17 protein-coding genes are annotated in these 19,722 nt (G+C 62.0%); 6 read left to right on the top strand and 11 right to left on the bottom strand.

The window, feature by feature from the left end; genetic code table 11:
• The first annotated feature begins 139 nt into the window (after positions 1-139).
• Positions 140-1,408, top strand: coding sequence for a cation:proton antiporter (locus ACTXGA_RS09930; protein WP_443393180.1), 1,269 nt, complete (start codon positions 140-142; stop codon positions 1,406-1,408).
• A gap of 514 nt (positions 1,409-1,922) precedes the next feature.
• Here ACTXGA_RS09930 and rpsO read toward each other — a convergent pair.
• From rpsO to ACTXGA_RS09910, 4 genes are all read right to left on the bottom strand, one after another.
• Positions 1,923-2,192 (bottom strand): 30S ribosomal protein S15, encoded by a 270-nt coding sequence (gene rpsO, locus ACTXGA_RS09925; protein ID WP_443393178.1) that lies wholly within the window; start codon positions 2,190-2,192, stop codon positions 1,923-1,925.
• Positions 2,193-2,321: 129 nt separating this feature from the next.
• Positions 2,322-2,930, bottom strand: a complete 609-nt coding sequence (locus ACTXGA_RS09920) for a hypothetical protein (RefSeq protein ID WP_443393177.1) — start codon at positions 2,928-2,930, stop codon at positions 2,322-2,324.
• Between the two features lie 99 nt (positions 2,931-3,029).
• A complete protein-coding gene (locus ACTXGA_RS09915) occupies positions 3,030-3,353 on the bottom strand; it encodes a DUF5665 domain-containing protein (protein ID WP_443393175.1) in 324 nt (107 codons plus the stop codon).
• Complete coding sequence (locus ACTXGA_RS09910) at positions 3,343-3,858, bottom strand: DUF1643 domain-containing protein (RefSeq protein WP_443393684.1); 516 nt, start codon at positions 3,856-3,858, stop codon at positions 3,343-3,345. Before ACTXGA_RS09910 ends, ACTXGA_RS09915 begins: the two co-directional genes overlap by 11 nt.
• Before the next feature lie 90 nt (positions 3,859-3,948).
• Between ACTXGA_RS09910 and ACTXGA_RS09905 the strand changes: the two genes are divergently transcribed.
• The 4 genes from ACTXGA_RS09905 (at position 3,949) to ACTXGA_RS09890 (ending at position 12,263) form a co-directional block, all read left to right on the top strand.
• Positions 3,949-4,920 carry a threonine ammonia-lyase gene (locus tag ACTXGA_RS09905; protein WP_443393682.1) on the top strand — a complete coding sequence of 324 codons (972 nt, stop codon included), beginning with the start codon at positions 3,949-3,951 and terminating at the stop codon, positions 4,918-4,920.
• Positions 4,921-5,079: 159 nt separating this feature from the next.
• Positions 5,080-7,680 (top strand): trypsin-like peptidase domain-containing protein, encoded by a 2,601-nt coding sequence (locus ACTXGA_RS09900; RefSeq protein WP_443393173.1) that lies wholly within the window; start codon positions 5,080-5,082, stop codon positions 7,678-7,680.
• Positions 7,681-7,891: 211 nt separating this feature from the next.
• On the top strand, positions 7,892-10,000 hold the full coding sequence (locus ACTXGA_RS09895) for a trypsin-like peptidase domain-containing protein (protein WP_443393171.1): 2,109 nt from the start codon (positions 7,892-7,894) through the stop codon (positions 9,998-10,000).
• Positions 10,001-10,091: 91 nt separating this feature from the next.
• Positions 10,092-12,263 (top strand): trypsin-like peptidase domain-containing protein, encoded by a 2,172-nt coding sequence (locus ACTXGA_RS09890; protein WP_443393169.1) that lies wholly within the window; start codon positions 10,092-10,094, stop codon positions 12,261-12,263.
• Between the two features lie 24 nt (positions 12,264-12,287).
• Here the strand turns inward: ACTXGA_RS09890 and ACTXGA_RS09885 are convergent, their stop codons facing one another.
• From ACTXGA_RS09885 to ACTXGA_RS09860, 6 genes are all read right to left on the bottom strand, one after another.
• Positions 12,288-12,464 carry a Trm112 family protein gene (locus tag ACTXGA_RS09885; RefSeq protein WP_443393167.1) on the bottom strand — a complete coding sequence of 59 codons (177 nt, stop codon included), beginning with the start codon at positions 12,462-12,464 and terminating at the stop codon, positions 12,288-12,290.
• Positions 12,461-13,102, bottom strand: a complete 642-nt coding sequence (locus tag ACTXGA_RS09880; protein ID WP_443393165.1) for an LON peptidase substrate-binding domain-containing protein — start codon at positions 13,100-13,102, stop codon at positions 12,461-12,463. The genes ACTXGA_RS09885 and ACTXGA_RS09880 overlap by 4 nt, the downstream gene beginning before the upstream one ends.
• 27 nt (positions 13,103-13,129) lie before the next feature.
• Positions 13,130-14,041: a thioredoxin gene (trxA, locus tag ACTXGA_RS09875; RefSeq protein ID WP_443393163.1), complete on the bottom strand. Its 912-nt coding sequence runs from the start codon at positions 14,039-14,041 to the stop codon at positions 13,130-13,132.
• A gap of 175 nt (positions 14,042-14,216) precedes the next feature.
• Positions 14,217-15,005 (bottom strand): exodeoxyribonuclease III, encoded by a 789-nt coding sequence (locus ACTXGA_RS09870; RefSeq protein WP_443393161.1) that lies wholly within the window; start codon positions 15,003-15,005, stop codon positions 14,217-14,219.
• Between the two features lie 106 nt (positions 15,006-15,111).
• Entirely contained in the window at positions 15,112-16,149 is a 1,038-nt protein-coding gene (locus ACTXGA_RS09865; RefSeq protein ID WP_443393159.1) for a succinylglutamate desuccinylase/aspartoacylase family protein, read from the bottom strand.
• A gap of 139 nt (positions 16,150-16,288) precedes the next feature.
• Positions 16,289-16,942 carry a peroxiredoxin gene (locus ACTXGA_RS09860; protein WP_443393157.1) on the bottom strand — a complete coding sequence of 218 codons (654 nt, stop codon included), beginning with the start codon at positions 16,940-16,942 and terminating at the stop codon, positions 16,289-16,291.
• Between the two features lie 189 nt (positions 16,943-17,131).
• Between ACTXGA_RS09860 and ACTXGA_RS09855 the strand changes: the two genes are divergently transcribed.
• Positions 17,132-18,571: an aldehyde dehydrogenase family protein gene (locus ACTXGA_RS09855; RefSeq protein WP_443393155.1), complete on the top strand. Its 1,440-nt coding sequence runs from the start codon at positions 17,132-17,134 to the stop codon at positions 18,569-18,571.
• A gap of 353 nt (positions 18,572-18,924) precedes the next feature.
• Here ACTXGA_RS09855 and ACTXGA_RS09850 read toward each other — a convergent pair.
• Positions 18,925-19,722, bottom strand: a 798-nt coding sequence (locus ACTXGA_RS09850) for a hypothetical protein (RefSeq protein ID WP_443393701.1), incomplete at its 5' end; no start/stop codon positions are given.

Genomic DNA, 19,722 nt, shown 5'->3' with positions numbered 1-19,722 from the left:
TGATCCGGCCGACGTCACTTTCGGGTCGGATACGCAGTAACCGTCCCCGTATGGTGCAACTCGAAAGCCCGCACTTTTTGCGCAGTAAAAGCCGTTTCAGCGTGCTAGACGCGGTCTGTCCTTTCAGAAAAGCGTTCCCATGACCCTGTTACAGATTGCATCTCTGCTCATCGTTCTTGCCGCCGTCTTCGGCACGATAAACTATTTCGTTCTCAAATTGCCCTCCGCCATCGGTATTCTTGTGGTTGCCTTGCTGACGTCCATGTCCGCGCTCGGGCTGGATACGCTTGTTCCTTCTTTGACATTGGCCGAAGACTTGCGGGGCATCGTGACCGGGATCGATTTCTCCGACGCCCTGCTGGAGGGCATGTTGGGCCTCTTGCTGTTCGCCGGTGCCCTGCATGTCAAACTATCGGACCTGCGCGCCGTCTGGCCGACCGTGCTGCTGATGGCGACGATCGGCGTGGCGCTATCCACCGTTGTGATCGGGTTGGGCTTTCACTGGCTCACCGGCGCGCCGGTGCTGATCGCGCTTGTCTTCGGGTCGCTGGTGTCGCCCACGGATCCGGTTGCCGTCATGGGCGTTTTGAAACAGGCGAACCTGCGCAAGTCCCTGGAAACCCAGGTCGCAGGTGAAAGCCTGTTCAATGATGGCGTCGGATATGTGGTTTTCCTTGTCCTCGTCGGCCTGGCCTTTCCGGCCCTATCGCATAGCACCGGCGGCGACGCCGCGCATGCCAGCCCGGCCATGGATGCGCTGAAACTCTTCGCACAAGAGGCGCTTGGTGGCGCGGTTCTGGGCATCGTCCTCGGCTGGCTGACCTTCCGCGTCATGCGCCATATCGACGATTACGCGCTGGAGGTTCTGCTGACCCTCGCGCTGGCCTTTGGCGGCTACGAGCTGGCCATCGCGCTGCATGTCTCGGCCCCCATCGCGGCGGTCTGCGTCGGCCTGCTGATCGGCGACATCGGGGCCAAACACGGCATGTCCGAGGAGACCCGAGAATATGTCGAAAAATTCTGGGTACTGGTGGACGAAATCCTGAACGCCGTACTGTTCATGCTGATCGGGATCGAGATTTTCGCAGTCAAGCTTGAGACCAACATGCTGGTAACGGGCGTCATCTGCATTGCGCTGGCTCTGTTCGGACGGCTTGCAGCGGTGGTGGTGCCGATCATGATGCTCAAACCCTTTCGCAGTTTCGCTCCCGGTGTCATGCCGATCATGACATGGGGCGGGCTGAAAGGCGGCATCTCTGTCGCGTTGGCGCTGTCGTTGCCGGACAATGAATGGAAACCCCTGATCTTGACCGTGACCTACGTGATCGTCGTCTTCTCGATCATCGTGCAGGGGCTGACCATTGGACGGCTTGCCAATCGGGTCGGACGAGAGCCCGACCTGGTCTGATCTGCCGTGCCCTCGGGGGCCTCGCGCACCACTGGTTTTTTACCAGATCGGTCAACGTGTCTGGCACTGCCTAGAACTGCGGGCTGCACCCCGCGTAGTTGGTCGCCATGGCGTGGCGCAACGCGCGCCTGTTCCAGCGATACGTTTAGAGCCCCGACCTCGGATCGGCCCCGAGGGCAGGTCGGCGCAAAATCGTACTTCTTTTGCGCCAACCGCTTTTGCGCCAGCCGCGACAATTCCTCTCCCAGAGGCACGGTCAACAAGTCCCGGACTCAACGGCGCAGGGTCATGACGCCCCTCTCAGGAAAGACTGGTCGCGTCGCGCCAAAGGCCCGGGAGGCCCAACCATTGGCAAGACGGGCCGTCACTGGATTGAAATCCGTCGGGAGCAGGCGACAAATGCCAAGAAACCGGCACATGCCCGGGTTCCTGTGCAGACCACGGTCCCGAAACGTGAAAACGCCCGCCTCCTTGCGGAGACGGGCGCCTGTCCCTCGTACGAGGTAAGTCGCTCTTAGCGGCGGATGCCCAGGCGGCCGATCAGGTCGCGGTACCGCGCCTCATCATTGCCTTTGAGATAGTCCAGCAGCTTGCGGCGCTGGGCGACCATCATCAGAAGGCCACGACGCGAGTGGTTGTCCTTCTTGTGGGTCTTGAAGTGTTCGGTCAGCGTGGAAATACGCGAGGTCAGGATGGCCACCTGCACTTCGGGCGAACCGGTGTCGCCTTCCTTGGTGGCATATTCCTTCATCAGACGGGTTTTTTCTTCCGCAGTAATCGACATCGGGGTCTCCTTTCGGATCAAAGGGTTATGGCGCAAGCCGGGATGTCGTCCAGCAGGGCCCGTGGAGAAGTCCGCTTGAGCGGATGCGCGCAGGTACGCGATTCACCCGCGTTTGGCAAGGGCCGCAGGTCAGCCCAAGGCCAATGCGCCTGCAGCGCTTTCCCCCAGCAGCACAATCGAGGACAGGGGCGGCGCCTCATCGCTATGCAGATGACCCAGCACAGCACCGTCAACGACAATCTCCGTCTTCGCAGGATCGTCTTCGCTGACACGCAGTTCCAGAGCGGGATCGCCGGTACCGGCGCTGTCATCGTAGATGATCAACAGCTGTTCCTCATCGATGTCGAACGCTAGCAGATCCGCGTCCGGTTCGTGCGGTTCGACGGCGGGCACCTCATTTGCCACCTCAAACGCCTCCAGGGAAAGAACCTCCGTTGCCGGTGCGCCGCCTGATGCGCCCGCTTCGCCCTCGATCTCTGTCATCAGGTTGATCAGCCCCATGCGGGCAAACAAAGATCGGCCCTGATCATAGATGCCATCATCCGGCAACGGCCATTGACCGTCATCGAGGGGCGGCACCTTCGTCGCGGTCAGATCCACGTCATCTTCGGGAACCGAACCGCCGCCCGGATCATCCGGCCAGTCGTCCGACGGATCATCTTCCTCAAAGGTGCCGACGCCCACGATCGCAACCGACCCAAGCGCCATCATGCCCAGCAAGCCCGACAAGAACAACATCAGGTCAGTCCCGTCATCAGCCCACTTCCACCCAGCCACATCCTGCACGCGACCCAGGCCGCGCGAGGCCGACTATCGCCTAAGCGGGTAAACCGGGGATTACTCTGACGGGATCGATTTTTCGATTTCTTCCACCGTCGCCTCGACCTTGTCATCGATCTCGTCGATGATCGCGGTGGCAAGATCACCCAGGATCGGGATGAACTCGATCTGGCTGAGCACGATCACAACGGCCGAGACCAGCGCCGTGGCCCCCACCGCGGTGCCAAGACCAAGTGCCAGCCCACGGATGAACTGCCAGAGCGCCAGTCTCCAGATGCTGTTGTGAACCCGCACGAACCTGTGCTGGTTCAGGCGCTGAACCTCATCGGTCAACCGGGCAATTTCGCCTTTCAGAACGGTCATATCGGGTTCAGGCGGCATACCGCACCTCCACTGGCCAAGGCGCGGGCTGCACCGAGTAGGAAACATACAACGGATGACGCGGGTGCCCGGCCTGCGTCAGACCAAGGTGCCGCACGTCGCCGCAAAGAACCGGCGCCAACCTTGGCCCGGCATCATTAAGCGCCCCGTGCACGCCCCAGGCAGCCAGCGTGACATCCGCCGCGTCGGACCAGTCGCGCAGCAGGGCGGCATTTTCCGGCCCCTCGGGATCCGCCGCGTGACGCAGGTCTTCGGGTCGGGTGGCGCGATAGGCGAACAGGTTCGCGATCCGCATCGCGCCAAAGCCCAGCGCCCGCGCCCGGCGCTGACAGCGTTCGATGGTGGGGTCATTGGCCAGTTCTGTCGCGGTCGAGGGGTTCAGCATTACGTACATCACCTCCGGCCCCGCGGCCCAGACCCGGCGCAGCCCGTAACGATAGGTTTCGCAGGGCGAATACCACGCAAAGCTCTCCTGCCCATCCTGTTCTGCCCGTCTCTCGATCATGGCGCCAAGCTGCCCCGCGCCGCGTCCGGGTGCAAGGCACATTGACATTCGTTCGCCCCTGCGGCCCCTTGCACGCGCAAGAGTGAGGACATCATGAACATCGAGATGATCGAGGCCGCAGCAGAGCGGGCCAAGGGCATCACCCGCCGCACGCCGCTGTTGTCGTCACCGGCGCTGGATGCCATCGCCGGGCGCCGGGTGCTGGTCAAGCCCGAGTGCCTGCAAATCACCGGCAGCTTCAAGTTCCGCGGCGCGTGGTCGGCACTGACCGCCCTGCCCGAAGATACGCGCGTCAAGGGTGTCATCGCGTTTTCGTCTGGCAACCACGCGCAGGGGGTTGCCCATGCGGCGCAGTGGCTGAGAGTGCCTGCGGTGATCCTCATGCCGCAGGATGCACCGGCTGCCAAGATCGAGGGCACCCGGTCCTATGGAGCGGAGGTCGTGCTGTACGATCGCGCCACCCAAAACCGCGAGGAGATTGGTGCTGCCATTGCCAGCGACCGGGGCCTGACCCTGATCCGCCCCTATGACGAGCCACAGGTCATTGCCGGGCAAGGCACCTGCGGGCTGGAAATCGCCGAACAGGCCGCCGAATTGGGCGTGACCGAGGCCGATGTCCTGATCTGCTGCGGCGGCGGCGGTTTGACGGCGGGAATATCGCTGGCGCTGGAAGCGCGCGCGCCGGGCCTGCGCCCGCGCCCCGCCGAACCGATGGACTATGACGACACGGCCCGTTCGCTGCGCTCTGGTCAGCATGAGCGCAACGCGACAGAGGCTGGCGGCCTGTGCGACGCGATCCTGACGCCAACCCCCGGAGAGATCACCTTTCCCATCCTGCAACGGCTCTGCGGTCCCGGCCTGACCGTTTCGGACCAAGAGGTCCTCAGGGCCATGAAACTCGCCCTGATGCACCTGAAGGTCGTCGCCGAACCCGGTGGCGCGGTGGCGCTGGCCGCTGCCCTGTTCAGGGCCGATCAAATCAAGGGCGACGCCCTAATCTGTACGATTTCCGGCGGCAACCTTGATCCAGAGATCCTGATCCGCGCCATCGAAACGGCATAAACCTCTCCCCGGAGGTTGAGATTTTCATGATTTACCCTTGAAATGGTCGGGAATCCCACCGTCCCATTTCAAGCCCATTTTGCTATCATGCCTTCAAGCAAAGTTTTCATCCGGGGGAAAACCATGCACCGCCTTTCATCCATTATGACAGCCCTTTTCATGTCCGCGGCACCCGCCGCTCTTGCGCAGGATCTTATCGGGTTCGATCCGGCCTCTTTCGGCAGTGTCATTCTCAAGCAGAAACAGACCGCCGCAGGCGACGTCGTGCACGAAATGGCGGTCGGCGCCTACAACAACGAATTCATCTCGGCCTATTCGCCGAAATCCGTCTTTGCCAAGATGGGCAGATCCGTGGGGCGTCTGGATGTTCTGACGGACAAGGGCAACTTTCCCTGCACTGCCTTTCTGGTCGCCGATGACCTTTTGATGACCAATCATCATTGTGTTCCCGGTATCCTCGACGACACCCGCATCGGCGCGAATGCTATCGCCGCCGTTCAATTTGTCACCGGCTACACCCAGGAAGGGATTGCCACCGGGACAGAGAAGTTCATGGTCAACCCGATCCCGGTAGAGACCAACAAGGACCTTGATTATTCCGTGCTGCGTATCCTCGGCGCCAAGCCCGGAAAGAAACATGGCACCCTGCGCCTTGCTTCGTTGCAACCACAGGACAATGACCCCTACTGGATCATCGGCCATCCGATGGGAGAGGCCCAGCGCATCAGCCGCGAAAAATGCCGCGCCAATGCCCCCGCGCTGTCCGAGTCCCGACTGCTGCACACCTGTGACACGCTGCCGGGTAATTCCGGCTCTCCGGTGATCGATGCCTCCTCGCAGATGGTGATTGCGCTGCACCACGCAGGCAGCCGCGCCAACAGCGTGAACTTTGCCGTGCCAATGTCCCTGATCCTTGCAAACAGCAAAGTGCTGGTCGGGACACAGACCGGCGGCGGCAATCAGGCCTCCAAGCCGGACACCGAAACGCTGGCGCTGGGGGCACTGTCACGGGCCATCTCGATTTCCGAAACGAACACCCGGATCGCCGCTTTGGAAACGCTGGTCGCGCAATATGATGGCACCGCTGCCGCAACAACCGCGCACCAACTGCTTGCGGTGCTGAAGATGCCGGTGCCCAAGCCGCAACCACAGCCGCAGCCGGTCGTCACTGTCGATCCAGAACCGCAGCCGCAGCCGAAACCGGTGGTCAAGGTCGATCCGGAACCGCAGGCACCGTCACTGTCGGTCAATGAACGCATGGTTGCGGATGCCGACGTGCAGCGCTGTGACCGGCTGGCGGGCACTTCTGCGCACCCGGACTACAAGGCCGACATCATGGTGGTGCGCGGCGTCGATGTTGACGACATCCGCCCAGACACCGCTATTGCCGCCTGTCGCGCCGCCCTGCAGAAGTTCCCCGATCACCCGCGCATGCTGGCCTTTCTGACCCGTGCCCTGCTGGCCGCGAACGAGCATTATTCTGCCGTCCGCCCCCTGCACATCGCCGCTGAATCCGGCGACCCGCTGGCGCAGAACAATCTTGGCATTTTTTATGAGAACGGCCACGGCGGGCTGAACAAGTCGGCCGAGGACGCCGTCACCTGGTATCGCAAATCCGCCGAACAGGGATTTGCCATTGCGCAGTCCAATCTGGGGATCATGTACCTCGAAGGGCACGGCACGGTGAAATCCGAAAGCTCTGCCGCGCGCTGGTTCCAGAAAGCTGCGGATCAGGGCGACACCATTGCCGCGCTGAACCTCGGACGGCTCTACCGCGACGGGGATGGTGTTTCCAGGAACCTCAGCACCTCGACCCGCTATTTCCGCAAGGCTGCCAACGCCGGAAATGCCGACGCGCAGTACAACGTGGGTCTCGCCTATGCCAACGGCAACGGGGTGTCCAAATCCACCTCTCTGGCGGCGCAGAACTATCGCAAGGCCGCCAATCAGGGACACATGGACGCCCAGTACCAATTGGGGCGCGCCTATGCCTATGGGACCGGTGTGGGGCAATCCTGGACCACGGCACGCAGCTACTACGATAAAGCGGCGGCGCAGGGCCACGGCAGCGCCAACTACGCCCTTGGCAACATCTACTACTACGGCGATGGCGTGACCAAGAACAACAACCGGGCACTGAGCTATTACCGCAAGGCCGCCGACAAGAAAGTCAGCGATGCCTATGTCATGGTCGGCCTCTCCTATTCCAAGGGCTACGGTGTGACCAAAGACGAAAAGACCGCCGTGACCTGGTATCGCAAGGCAGCCGCTGCCGACAACACGCAGGGCCAGTTCAACCTTGGTGTGATGTATTCCAACGGCCGGGGCGTGACGCAAAGCAAGACCACCGCCAAGACGTGGTACCTGAAAGCCGCGAACAAGGGCCATGCCGCCGCGCAAACCAACCTTGGTGTGCTGTACTACATGGGTCAGGGCGGCATCACCAAGGATTACAAGGAAGCGGTGAAATGGTACCGCAAGGCCGCTGGCAAGAAGCACGCCACCGCGCTGACCAACATGGGCATGGTCTATGCCAAGGGTCACGGCGTCACCAAGGATGCCAAACTCGCTGCCAGTTACTATATCCGCGGGCTGAAGGGAGGCAGCCGTTGGCTGCTGGATCGTGACGCGCGCAATTGGGATGCCGATACAGCGCGCGAATTCCAGCGCAAGATGAAAGAGGAGGGCGTCTATGACGGGGCCATCGACGGCGCCATCGGCCCGCAAAGCGTCGCCTCGATGCGCAAACTTTTGCCCTGACGTTTCTGACCTGACGTCGTGTCCGGCACAATTTGCCCGGCCTTCCCCACAGGAAGGCCGGGCTTTTTCTTAGCACTGGGGACCACCGCTGACGCTGACCCGCGTCGATTTCTATGTGTTCGCGCTCAGGGAGGTCCGGAATCCCTTCCCCGACGGCAGGGGCGTGACGTGCTATCCTGACGGCAATCCGAACCCTCAGCCCAAGGCACCCATGAAACCCGTCCTGATCCTTGTTGCCGCCCTGCTTGCCGCCCGCCCGGCGCTGGCGCAGGATATGGTCGGTTATGACCTCTCATCTTTCGGCAAGGTTGTGCTGTCGCACAACCAGGTGGCCACGGTGGGCGACGACCCGATCCACGAGGCCGCCTTTGGCGACTATAACAACGAACATATCTCTGCCTATTCGGCGACCTCGGTCTTTGCCCGCATCGGACGGTCGGTCGGGCGGTTGGACGTGGCGACGGACACTGGTGTCTTCCCCTGCACCGCCTTTCTGGTGGCCGACGACCTGATCATGACCAATCACCATTGCGTGCCGGGCATCCTCGACAATCCCAAGGCCAAGGCGACCAGCATCGCCGGTGTCCGTCTTGTGATGGGTTACGTCCGCGAAGGGGTCACCGAAGGCACCGAAAGCTTTATCGTGCTGTCTGACCCGGTCGAAACCTCCAAGGAGTTAGATTACACCATCCTGCGCATCGCCGGACAGACGCCCGGGGCAAAATACGGCGCGCTGCAACTGGCCTCCGCGACGCCGCTGGACAATGACCCCTACTGGATCATCGGCCACCCGATGGGAGAGTCGCAACGCATCAGCCGCGAAAAATGCCGGGCCAACGCCCCTGCCCTTTCCGAAGCCAAGCTGCTGCACACCTGTGACACCATGCCGGGCAATTCCGGATCCCCGGTGATTGACGCTTCGTCCCGTCAGGTGGTCGGCCTGCATCATGCAGGATCCGCCAACAACTCGGTCAATTACGCCATCCCGATGGCCCGCATCCTTGAACAGAGCAAGGTTCTGAAAGCCAGCGCATCCGGCGGCACAGCCCCTGCCCCGCCCGACCCGGAGGCGCAGGCCCTCGAACGCCTGTCCGAGGCGCTTGAGATCGAGGATGACGCCGATCGGCTCGCCGCGCTCAAACTGGTTGTGGCAGGCGCGCCGGGGACCTCTGCAGCCAAGACAGCGACCCGCCTGATCAATGTCATGCAGCCGCCCGCCCCGCCCGTCGACACCGGCCCGACGCTTGTTCAACGCATGACCAGCAGTCCCTTTGTTCAGGATTGCGACCGTTTTGCCGGGGATCGTTTCCACCCCGACCGGGAAACCGGCCTGATGCAGGAAGAAGGTCGACGGTTCGTCGATATCGACGCTGAACGCGGCATTGCCGCCTGTTCCGCCGCGCTCGAACGTTTTCCGGGTCACCCGCGCATGACCGCCTTTCTGGGTGAGGCGCTTTATGCCGCCAAACGCTATAACGAGGCGATCCCGCATTACCGCGCCGCAGCAGAGGCCGGCGACCCAATCGGCCAGGCCGGTCTGGGCACCGCGCATCTCTATGGATCGGGCGTCGAACAATCCGACGCAGAGGCGTTCCGCCTGCTCAGCCTGTCCGCCGATCAGGGCTATGCCATCGCGGAATCCTCGCTGGCCTACATGTACCGGCAGGGCATCGGCGTTGCCGTCTCTGACCAGACAGCCGCTGCGCTGGATCACCGCGCTGCAGAAAAAGGCTATGACGTTGCGCAGAACAACCTTGGCGACATGTACCTGACCGGCGACGGGGTCAGGAAATCTGACGAACAGGCTGTCGCCTGGTATCGGCTCGCCGCGCGGCAGAACAATGTCGCCGCTCAATTCAGCCTTGGCAGCCTCTACTACACCGGCACCGGCGTGACCCAGTCCAAGACTGAGGCCGTGCGCTGGCTGACCCGCGCGGCCGATCAGGGTCACGCGACCGCGCAGACTTGGCTGGGGCGGTTGTACTATGACGGGGATGGCGTCGCCCAATCCGAAGCGAGGGCTTTCGACCTGTTCACTGCGGCGGCAGAGCAGGACGACGCCGAGGCGCATTTCCGGCTGGCCATCCTTCACCTTGGGGCAAGGGCCATAAAGGAAGACGCGGACAAGGCCGCCGATCACTACGTGGAAAGCCTGCGGCTGGGCCTGACCTGGCTGATCGACCGCAACAGCGATCAATGGCTGCCCGAAGAGGCGCGCGCCGTGCAGCGCAAACTGCGCGACCTTGGGCTCTACAGCGGTCCGGTCAACGGCCAGATCGGGGCAACCACCCGCACCGCCATGCGCAAACTGCTGCCCTGAACTTCGGCACTCGCCGGATCCCGCCCGCACAGGCCGGCCAATCCGTGATAGACTATGAACCAGCCATTTTCTGGACCGGGGGTTCGCCTTCATGAAACGATTTGGATTTGCCGCGCTCTTCGCAGCCCTTCTTGCCAGCCCTTCCGCACAGGCGCAGGACGACATGATCGGCTTTGACATCAGTTCGTTCGGCGACATCGTCCTGAAACGCAATCAGGTGGCGGGCGATGATATCATGCTTGAGGCGGCGTTTGGCGATTACAACAACGAACCCATCTCGACCTATTCGGCGAAATCGGTCTTTGCCACCATCGGGCGCAGTGTCGGGCGGCTGGACGTGGCGACCGACGTGCAGGTCTTTCCCTGCACCGCCTTCCTTGTCGAGGAAGACCTGCTGATGACCAACCATCATTGTGTGCCGGGCATCCTTGACCACCCGCGCGCCGGGGCGAGCGCCATCATCGGCGTCAGGTTCATTGCCGGATACACCCGCGAAGGCGTGACCGAAGGCACCCGCAGCTTTCTTGTGAACCCGGTCCCGGTCGAGACCAACAAGGATCTCGACTACACCCTGCTGCGCATCATCGGGGACAAGCCGGGCCGGGAATTCGGCGTGTTGCGGCTGGCCTCGCGCGTGCCGGAGGCCAATGACCCCTACTGGATCATCGGCCACCCGATGGGTGAGGCGCAGCGCATCAGCCGCGAGAAATGCCGCGCCAATGCCCCCGCCATGTCCGAAGGCCGGTTGCTGCACACCTGCGATACGCTGCCCGGAAACTCCGGCTCTCCGGTGATCGACGCGACCTCTCAGCAGGTCATCGGCCTGCACAACGCCGGATCGGACCGCAACAAGATCAACTACGGAATCCCGATGGCGAGGATCCTGGAAGGCAGCAGCTTGCTCAAGGTTGCTCCGGACGCCGTGGACCCAGCCCCACAGAAACCGGACCGTGAAACGCTTGCCGGGCGCGCTCTGACAGAGGCCTTCGCATTGCAGGACGGCGAACAGCTGGAAGCCGGGCTGGCCAAGCTGATCGCGGATTTCCCCGGCACCTCTGCCGCCCGCGCCGCCCAACGCAGGCTTGACCGGTTCCAGCGTCAGCGCACCGACGCCGAAAAACGCAAACGCGCGGATGAGGCCAACGCCGCCCTGCTGGCCGCCATCGTGATCCCCGACGTCGAGACAAAGCGCGCAACGCTGAAATCACTGATCGATCGCTACCCCGACACGCCGGTTGTGGCTGCCGCGCGGTCCATGCTGGCCGGTCTGAATGCCCCCGAACCGAAAAGACCGGTGATCGAACCCGGCGCAAAACTCACCGCGCCGACAAAACCTTACTTCCTGAAGGAGCATGACGTCCTGCCGGAGGGCACCGGCATCACTGTCGTGGCAGAACCCGTCTACAAAAGCGCCTCGCTCTCTGCTGAAGTGCTCGGACACAAGGAAAATTCCGTCACCCTTGGCCGTCATGTCGGGGACGGCTGGTACAGGGTGGCCGGACAGGTGGGCCAGTTCGTCAATCTGCCCACCGGCACGCTGGTCCATGCAACCACCGCGCCGCTCTCTGGCAAACCTGACCGGCCCGCGCCAGTCACCGGCAGCGAACCGCATCCAAACGGCACAACCTTCAAGGTCAAATCCGCCAGACTGCACACCGCGCCGTCCAGTAGCAGCAAGACGGTATCCTTCATCTACGGCTCCGTGACCATCGGCTCCAACATCACGGACAACTGGTATGAGGTTGCGGGGCGCACGGGCCGGTATGTGCAGATCCCCGATAGCGCTGAAGTCCTTCGAACCGCCACCACACAAAAGACGGCAGCCCCCACCGATGCAAAGGTCACCACTCGCGGCACGATCTTCGTCCCCGGGACAACGCTCAAGATCAAATCGCTTGCAGCCCACATCGCCCCCCGCAGCGACAGCCGGACGATTTCCTACATCTACGGGTCAGTGACCATCGGGCGGCATATGCGCGACAATTGGTACGGGGTCGAAGGCAAGGCGGGACGCTACGTGCAGATCCCCGTCGGGACAGAAATCACCCGTGCCAAGGTAACAGCCGCTGCCCCTGCCACCGCCGGTCGATATCCACCCGGAACCAAGGTCAAGATCAAGTCTGCCGCACTCCGTACGGGTCCCTCGACCACGTCAAAGACGGTGTCCTATGCCTATGGCCAGGTCACTGTAGGCCAGCACGTTCGCGGCAATTGGTACGAGGTCTACGGGAGATATCCCAAGATCTACGTCGAACTGCCCTGAAAGGCCGACCGTTGCGGGCGGCGCTCAGTCCAACCGACGCGCCTCATCCTGCAGCATCACCGGAATGCCATCCCGGATCGGATAGGCCAGCCCCGCCGCCTTGGAGATCAGTTCCTGCGACTGGGCGTCATACCGAAGCGCTGTCTGCGTAACCGGACAGATCAGCGCCTCCAGCATCCGGCGGTCAAATTCCACGGTCATTGGATAAGGTCCTCTTCCCCGCCACGCATGGCATATTCTATCAGCATCACCAGCGTCTCCCGCCGCGTGCTGAGCGATGGCGCCTCCAGCAGCGCCTGTTTGTCTTCGGGATTGAACTCCAGCAGCATCGACAGGGAATTGAGCAGCAATTCATCGTCTGCCTGCTGCAGGGTTTCCCAATCCGCCGAAAGCTCCTTGGAGGAGAAATAGCGATCGAGCAGGTTCATGAATTGGCCCCGGTCGAACCTGTGGTCCTTTTCAGACCCCTGCAGGTCGCGCTCGAACCCGTCCCAACTGACCTCGCATCGGCGATACGGGGTAAAGCCGTCCACCTCTTTCTGAATGCGAAAACGCGACAGGCCCATCAGGGTGATCATATAGCGCCCGTCCTCGGTTTCCGAGAACTGCGTGATCCGGCCCGCGCAGCCGATCCGGTGCAAGGCTTTCTCATCGCGCCCCGGCACCTGCTGCGGCTGTATCATGCCGATCAACCGGGTCTCGGTCTTCAGCGCGTCATCCAGCATGGCCAGATAGCGCGGCTCGAAGATGTGGAGGGGCAGGCGCGCCCTTGGTAAGAGCAGCGCGCCCGGCAGGGGGAAGACCGGGATCACGCCCGGCAGATCTTTTAGCCTTGTCATGCAGGGCAATCTAGCCTGAGGGCAGGCTCAGGCAAATATCATCGAGCTCAATTTGCGACGTCCGTTCAGGACCACGGGATCGTTGGCTTTCAGGGCATCGAAAATCGTGAACAGCTGTGTCTTGGCCGCGCCGTCGTTCCATTCGCGGTCGCGCCTGAACAGCTCCAGCAATTGCTCGACCGCGCCTTCGACATCTCCATGGGCATGCATCGCCTGCGCCAGATCGAACCGGGCTTGATGATTGGCCGGATCTGCCTCCACCGCCGCGGACAATTCGGCCACGGGCCCGGCGTTCTGCGCCTGCTTGGCCAGTTCCAGCGCGGCATGCGCCGCCTCTAGCTCGGGTGACTTGGAAATCTCTGCCGGCGCGCCGTTCAGGATCGCCTCGGCCTGTTCCAGATCGTCCATCGCGATATGCGCGCGAACCATGCCGCCATAGGCGCCCGCATGGGCCGGTTCTTCTTCGAGGATCGCTGCAAAGGTCTGCGCCGCGTCCACCGCCGCGCCCTGCTCCAGCATCTCTTCTGCGGCGGCCACCGCGTCGTCCAGCCCACCCGATGCGTCGCCGCCCGCCGCGGTCACGACGCGCTCGACAAAGGCCTTCAGTTCGGACTGCGGCACCGCACCCTGAAATCCGTCAACCGGCTGGCCCTTGTAAAAGGCATAGACCGTCGGGATCGACTGGATCCGCAACTGGCCCGCGATGCTCTGCGCCTCGTCCACGTTGACCTTGACCATGCGCACTGCGCCCTTGGCGGCCTTTACGGCATCCTCCAGCATCGGGCCAAGCGTCTTGCACGGGCCGCACCACGGCGCCCAGAAATCCACGATGACCGGCACCTCGGCAGAGCCATCCACCACTTCGGCCATGAACTCGGCTTCCGAGATATCCTTGACCAGATTGTCCGCAGCCGGTTGGCCGCCGCCCAGTTCCAGCATGTCACCCTCACGCGGTTGAATATGTGTTGGACCGTAGATGGCGCAGGGGAGCGCCAGTTGCAAGGGCGCGGCAGGCTCGGCATGAGTTCATGCGGTCCGTCTCAGCCCTGCCCGCCCGGCCGGATTTGCATGAATTGCAGGTGTCAGCGCACGGCCGAACCGGCGCGTTTCACCCTTACAAATCGAAGGTCGCGAAAACCGGCGCATGATCCGACGGCTTTTCCCAGCCCCGCACATCGCGCCGGATGCGGCTGGAATGAGCGGCATTGGATATGTCCGGCGTGGCCCAGACGTGATCCAGACGCCGCCCCTTGTCCGCCGCATCCCAATCCTTGGCGCGATAGGACCACCAGCTGTACAGCTTGCCTACGGGCAGATCCTTGCGGGTCACGTCCACCCATGCCCCGGCATCCTGCACATCACCCAGCGCCTCGACCTCGACCGGCGTATGAGAGACGATCTTCAGCATCTTCTTGTGATCCCAGACGTCATCTTCCAGCGGCGCAATGTTCAGGTCGCCCACCAGCACCGATTTCTCCGGGCGCTCCGTACGGAACCAGTCCCGCATACCGGCAAGGTAATCCAGCTTTTGCCCGAACTTCACGTTGACGTTCCGATCCGGCACATCGCCACCCGCAGGGACGTAGAAGTTATGGATCGTCATGCCGTTTTCCATCCGCGCCGCCACATGCCGCGCGTGCCCGAGGTCGGCGAAATCCTTGTCGCCCACATCCTCCAGCGGCTGTTTCGACAGGATCGCGACCCCGTTGTACCCCTTCTCGCCGCGCGCAACCATGTGATGGTAGCCTAGGGCGGCAAAGACATCATGCGGGATCTTCGGCACCGGCGATTTGCATTCCTGCAAGCACAGCACGTCCGGCGCGTCCTCGGTCAGCAGCTTTTCGACCAGACCGGCACGCAGGCGGACAGAGTTGATGTTCCAGGTGGCGATCGTGACGGACATGGCTTTACTCCCAGCGCTCAGACCCGGCAAAACTGCCAAGCTGCGGGCCGGTGCGCAACCGCCAATCGACGAAACCTTTCCCCGGCAGAAAAATATTACAAATCAGTCAGATAATCTCATCTTCATCATAGAGAGGCGGCGCTTCAAGTTCGAGTTCGAACCGCTCCGCCGCCACTTCAGCCTTCTTCTGGTCCACCGGTTCGGCGATATGGAACAGCGCGTCGCCCTCGTTCACCACTGGCAGGTCCGACCGTCCGATCAGGATGCCAGTGCTTTCGGCCAGCACTTCGGCCTCACGCTCTCCGAACGGGTCCGAAACCACGCCCAGAACCTGCCCCCGTTCGACATAGTCACCACGCCGCTTCAACGTCCGTAGCAAGCCACCGCTAGGTGCGCGGACCCAGCTGGACCTCTCACAAATCACAGAGGTGTGCCGCGCCCGCGGCACGCCGCGCTCCGCTATCATGCCCAATGTGGCCATCACCCGCAGGATACCCGCAACCCCGGCCCGCGCGGCGTGCTCGTCAAACCGCAGCCCTTCACCGGCTTCGTACAGCAGAACATCGACCTTCGAATCCGCCGCCCATTTCCGCAGCGATCCTTCCCGTGTCTTGGACATCAACGTCACTGGCGCGGCAAAGGCTTGTCCCAATTCGCTCAGCCGTTTGTTGCCCGGCGTCAACCGGATCTGAGGCAGGTTGGTGCGCCCCACCGCTGCGGAATGCAGGTCGATGCCCACGTCGCAGGGGGCCACGACCTCTGTCAGGAACAGATCCGCAAGACGTGACGCCAGCGACCCGGCAGACGTTCCCGGAAAGCTGCGATTGAGGTCGCGCCGGTCGGGCAGGTACCGAGACCGGTTGATGAATCCAAAGCTGTTCACGATCGGAACGGCAACCAGCGTCCCCGCCAGCCGCGACACGGGCGCCGCCCGCAAAAGGCGTCGCACGATCTCGACCCCGATCACCTCATCGCCATGCACGGCGGCCGAAACGAACATCACCGGGCCGGGCCGTCGGCCATGCACCACATGCGCGGACAAGGTCACCGGCGTATGATCCGACAGCACCGAAACCGGCAGGTCGATGGTACGCCGAGTGCCAGGGGCGACCTGTTCGCCGCCGAGGATATAGGGATCACGCATGGCTGTGCCTCTGTCAGGAAAGAGCGCCACCGATATTGACCGAAGTTACCGAATTGAAAAGCAATTTCCGCAATTCCTAGGGTGAATGAAAAAACGGGCGCCCCACCGGGACGCCCGCCAATCGATCCGGAACCGGAGTTTAGACCGGCTTCTTGGTCTTGCGCAGGTAGGGCAGCACGGCCTCGACCTCGCCAAATTTTTCCTTGGCCTGTTCGTCATTCAGCGACAGCGCCACGATCACGTCCTCCCCCACAGTCCAGTTGGCCGGGGTTGCGATCGGGGTTTCATAGGTGGCCTGCAGGGCATCCAGCGCCCGCAGCACTTCGGCAAAGTTGCGGCCAACCGACATCGGATAGGTCATCATCAGCTGCACCTTCTTGTTCGGGGCGATTATGAACACCGAACGGACAGAGGCACTGTCGGCAGCGGTGCGGCCATCGGGCAGGTAGGCGTCTGCCGGCAGCATGTCCAATGCCTTGGACACGGCCAGATCCTCATCCGCGATGATCGGGAAACCAGCGGGCGCGCCTGCGGTCTTTTCGATGTCGCCTTTCCACTGTTTGTGCTCATCGACACCGTCGACGGAAATGCCCATCACTTTGGTACCGCGCTTTTCCCACTCGGCGGCCAGCTGCGCCACGGCACCGAATTCGGTGGTGCAAACGGGCGTGAAATCCTTGGGGTGCGAGAACAGAATCGCCCAGCTGTCGCCCATCCAGTCATGCAGTTTGTATTCGCCCAGATCGGTGGTGACGGTGAGGTTCGGGAGTTCGTCGTTGATACGAAGTGCCATTGAAAAATCCTTTCTTGTCCGAAAAATCGGAATTGCTCTGCCTGTTTAGGTACGATCTGAAATTGCCATGTAAAGCCCCTCCTTGCGCCTCTCTCATCGGGGTGACAGAGTGCCGCAAAATCCCGACCGACCATCCGGCTAATTCATCCGACAGGTCGTGTCAGGAGGGCAAATACGCGGGAGAAACCAATGCTCGAGAAACGCGAATTCTACATCAACGGAACATGGGTCGCGCCGCTGGCCGGGACGGCGCATGAGGTCATCGACCCCTCCACCGAAGAGGCCTGCGCGGTGATTTCGCTTGGCGGAGAGGCCGACACCAACGCCGCCGTGGCCGCTGCCAAAGCTGCCCTGCCCGGCTGGATGGCCACCCCGGTAGAGGACCGCATCGCCGCGCTGGAGCGGGTCTATGCCGCCTACAAGGCGCGGGCCGAGGATCTTGGCCCCGCGATCAGCATGGAAATGGGCGCACCCATCGAGATGGCCAAGACACAGCAGGTCGGCGCCGGTCTCTGGCACCTCAAGAACTTCATCAAGGCGGCCAAGGATTTCGCGTGGGAGGCGCCGCTGGGGGATCACGCCCCCAATGATCGGATCATCCATGAGGCGGTGGGCGTCTGCGCCCTGATCACGCCGTGGAACTGGCCGATGAACCAGATCACGCTCAAGGTCGGCGCGGCGCTGGTGGCGGGCAACACGATGGTGTTGAAACCCTCGGAGGAAAGCCCGCTGGACGCGATGATCTTTGCCGAGATCATGGATGCCGCAGGTCTGCCCGCTGGGGTTTTCAACCTTGTGAACGGGGATGGCGCTGGCGTGGGCAGCCAGCTGTCGTCGCATCCGGACGTGGATATGGTCAGCTTTACCGGCTCGACCCGCGCCGGGCGACTAATCTCGATCGCCGCCGCCGACACGTTGAAGCGTGTGCATCTGGAACTGGGCGGCAAGGGCGCGAACCTTGTCTTTGCCGATGCGGACGAAAAGGCCGTCAAGCGCGGCGTTCTGCACATGATGAACAACACCGGGCAGAGCTGCAATGCGCCCAGCCGGATGCTGGTCGAGGCGTCGATCTATGACCGCGTGGTCGAAGAGGCGGCCGCCGTGGCGAAGAAGGTCACGGTTGGGCCGGCCTCCGAAGAAGGGCGGCACATCGGGCCGGTTGTGAACGGCACCCAGTGGGAGAAGATCCAAGCGCTGATCGAAAAGGGTGTGGCCGAGGGCGCGCGGCTGGTGGCCGGTGGGCCAGGTCGTCCCGAGGGGTTCAACAAGGGCTATTACGTGCGGCCCACGGTCTTTGCCGACGTGACCAACGACATGACCATCGCGCAGGAGGAAATCTTTGGTCCCGTCCTGTCGATCCTGCGGTTCGAGACCGAGGAAGAGGCCGTGCGCATCGCCAATGACACGCCCTATGGGCTGACCAATTACGTTCAGAGCCAGGACGGCGCGCGGCGCAATCGGCTGGCCCGGCAGTTGCGGTCGGGCATGGTCGAGATGAACGGCGAGGGGCGCGGCGCGGGCTCGCCTTTTGGCGGCATGAAGATGTCCGGCAATGGCCGCGAGGGTGGCAGCTGGGGCATCCATGACTTTGTCGAGGTCAAGGCCGTGTCGGGCTGGGCCGCCGAGTGATCCAGCCCCCCCTTGTCCACGCGTGGACAGCTTAGGGGGAATGCCAGATCAATGGGTTACAGGGGCGTTTTAACCGACGCTTAAGAAACGGGCCTCGAAAGGGGCTCGTTTTTTGGCATGTCATGGCGCTGCAGAGAGGCAAGACATTCGTGAAACGACACCGATCTGACGTGACCTTGTCAAAATTGTTTCTGGACCGGTGTGTCCGGAATGACTGCTGTGCGGACTGAGCGGACATCCGATGAATGGCAGCTATCGGTGACGGACAGAAACGGTCGTTTCAGTCCGTGACAAAAACGTGCGGATTGTTTGGTCGCTCCGAGAAGCCCAAAGCTCACTCAAAAATTCTGGCGTCAGTTGGCAATAGCGCTTCGACAAACTGGAACATCCGAGAGCCAAGGAAGTAGCATCAGGTTATTGCGGGTTTCGATATAGTCTCTCAGGAGCCCAATTGACGATGGGCCTGGGTGCTGCATTAGGCCAATAGTCATAAATCTCGCCTGCCAGTTTGGATAACCTGGTACGGTATCTAAAAACCGCAGGCACCGCGCGTCACGCGACTTGCCTTTCATTCCAACTATAAACGTTAGCATCGAGAGCTCGGAAGCGGCGAGACAGGCATTCTCTTCGCCTGGGTCCAACCGTCTTTCAAAACACGCTCGCTCAAGGACACTTCCAGTGAACGCGTCGGCTCGAAGTTCCTCCCTGCGCTTCTCGTCAAGACTTTCGATCAGCTCGTTCAGACCAGAAACTATCGTCGCTTCCGTGGGATCTATCGAATAGTCGGCTGAATGTCCCACCTCATGGAGCAGGATTAGAGTGACCATGGCAGCTAGCGTGACGGTTTCGCCATCTGTGAGAGCATCGGGCAGACGATCTTCCTCGATCGCAGCTTCCAGCTCACCGGGAAAACCAGCGAACCTCGTGAGTAGAATATATCTGTCCCAATCTGCACCAAAGACTAGCTCAAACAATCTCAATTCATGCTCAATCAGCACTATACATCGACACTCTTTTCTGGTCCTAGGGTCAGGATGCATTGATTTCGCGTGAACAGCATGATTCACGGCTTCGAAAACGGAGCGGTGACATGAGCGATCTCTTCTGGCTGACCGACGCGCAGATGGCACGCCTGGCCCCTTTCTTTCCCA

Source organism: Antarctobacter jejuensis (assembly GCF_052266595.1).
In the GTDB taxonomy this organism is placed as follows: domain Bacteria; phylum Pseudomonadota; class Alphaproteobacteria; order Rhodobacterales; family Rhodobacteraceae; genus Antarctobacter; species Antarctobacter jejuensis.
This window is presented reverse-complemented; position numbering and strand designations above follow the sequence as displayed.